Annotated in this window: 1 protein-coding gene and 1 pseudogene; both read right to left on the bottom strand. The window is 64.0% G+C overall.

Annotation, left to right across the window (positions count from 1 at the left end):
- Positions 1-1,129 (bottom strand): inorganic phosphate transporter (locus ACT6Y9_RS10525; RefSeq protein ID WP_443744497.1); only part of this gene is annotated, 1,129 nt, incomplete at its 3' end.
- Positions 1,130-1,394: 265 nt separating this feature from the next.
- Positions 1,395-2,268: pseudogene (locus ACT6Y9_RS10520) on the bottom strand (inorganic phosphate transporter); the annotation flags it as partial.

The raw sequence follows: 2,268 nt of genomic DNA, 5'->3' as shown, positions 1-2,268 counted from the left end.
TGATGATGCGGCCGGCGGACATCGAGGCGCGCACGATCATGCGCCCCGGGAGCGAAGCGCCGAACTGCTCCTGCTCGCCCGCCTGGGAGGACGAGAGGTTGATAGAGGTCTGGATCACCATGTGGGCCTTCTTGGAGAACCAGAGCGTGAAGACCATGATGAGGCCCGAGGCGAGGAGGAAGTAGGTCGGGGTCTTCGAGGCGTCGAGGAGGCTTGTCATCAGCAGCGACTCGGCGGGCGTGCCCGAAGCGCGCCACGTGTTGAAGCTGTCGAGTGCGGCGAGCGGCACGCCCACAAAGTTCACGAGGTCGTTGCCGGCGAAGGCGAAGGCAAGCGAGAACGTGCCCGCGAGGATGATGATCTTGAAGACGTTGACGCGCCAGAGGAGGATCATCGCCTCGAAGAGCACCGTGAGGCCCACGAAGAGGCCGATGAGGATTTCGGACGTGTAGGCGTTGATCCAGTCGATCCACTCGGGGCGCATGAAGGAGGCGCCCTTGGCGCCCTTCATCACGAGGAAGTAGATGATCGCGGTGATCGAGATGCCCGCGTAGACCGCACCCACCTTGCGGTAGGCCCCTTCAAACTTGAAGGAGAAGATGAGGCGCGCGACGTACTGCACCACCGCGCCCGCGACGAAGGCGACCACCACCGAGATCAGGATGCCGGAGATGATCGTGAGCGCCTTGGAGTTGTTGATGTATTGGGCGACGTCGCCGATCGAGGCGCCTTCGCTCATGAGCTTGAAGCCCGCCGCGGCGATCGAGGCGCCCAACAGGTCGAAGACGATAGAGACGGTGGTCGAGGTCGGGAGCCCGAGCGAATTGAAGGTGTCGAGCAGAATCACGTCCGCGACCATCACCGCGAAGAAGATCACCATCACCTCGGCGAAGGTGAACAGCTGCGGGTTGAAGATGCCCGAGCGCGCGATCTCCATCATCCCTGAGGAGAAGGTCGCGCCGAGGAGCACGCCGATCGAGGCGACCCACATGGTGGTGCGGAACTTGGCGATCCGGCAGCCGATGGCGGAGTTGAGGAAGTTCACCGCGTCGTTGGAGACGCCGACGAAGAGGTCTATGCAGGCGATGACGCCGAGGAAGGCGAGCAGCACCAAATAGTATTGTTCCATGACTCTTGCGCGCCGCGCGGGACTCTGCGCGGGCGTCCTTATGAGGGTTGCTGTGGGACGCTCGGGATTCTCCCGGGAGCTGATGACGGCTCCGTGACCGGAATATGACAATTCAATGACAACGTCACGAACGCGCCACATGCCTTGCGGCGCATCAAGCCCAACGCCGCTTCGCAAACGGAGAAAATGACGACGCCCCGCACCGGCGTGGAGGCCGGGCGGGGCGTCGTCATTCAAAGAAGGACGGTGGTCGACACCGGAAGGCTCAGGCCTCCTGCGCGGCCGCCTTGTCGCTCAGGTGGTTCAGCTGCTCCTGAATCATCGCGGTGATCTCATAGCGGTTGATGAGGTCGCGGGCGAAGAGGAGGAACGCGAGGTAGAGCTCACAGCCGCGGATCGAGAGCTTCTCGGACGGAATCGCGCGCAGAAGCACGGTCTGCAGCTTGTCGATCTCGACGAGGACCGCCTGGGCGTTCGCGTGGAGCGCGGCGACGTCGGGTTCGCCGGACTCGGCCGCGCTCATTCGGTCGAGCAGGGCGAGCAGCGCCTTCAGATCGTCGGCGAGGCGTCCTTCATAGATGCGGTGACGGTTGGCGACGTGGTCCTGGGCGAATTTGGCGAGGCTCTGCAGCGACCGGCCCACCTCACGCATGTTCGTGAAGGCGCGGAAGTAGCAGTAGCGGGCGTCGAAGTCGGTCTTCTTCGGGTTCTTGTCGGCGAGCGCCATGCGGTAGTAGACGCTGCGTTCGCCCGAGAGGTCGTCGAAGAAGTCCGAGGCGTCGTCCTTGGCGGCCTTCAGGGCGCGCTCGCGGTCGTCGAGAAGACCCGACAAAACGTCGTGCGTGATCTTGAGGGTGCGCTTGAGGTTTTCAGGCGCCTTCTTGTCGACGAGTTGGCGGATCGAAAGGGCGTCCCAACGCTGCGCGGCCTGGCCGGAGAGCGAGTCTTCGCCGAGGGGCTTCAAGTTCGAGCGCACGAGCACCGCAATGGCGATGACGCCGAGGGCGACCGCCATCACTTCGCCGCCCCAGAAGACGAGGAGCGCGACCACCGCGGCGAGCGAGCTCGCGCAGAGGGCGGTGATGAACCAGCCCGAGATCACCGTGAGGACGCCCGAGATGCGGTAGACCGCGGTCTCA

It is taken from the genome of Sutterella sp. (assembly GCF_052272535.1).
GTDB lineage: Bacteria > Pseudomonadota > Gammaproteobacteria > Burkholderiales > Burkholderiaceae_F > Sutterella.
The sequence above is the reverse complement of the archived record's forward strand: the minus strand, read 5'-3'. Positions and strand labels throughout refer to the sequence as shown.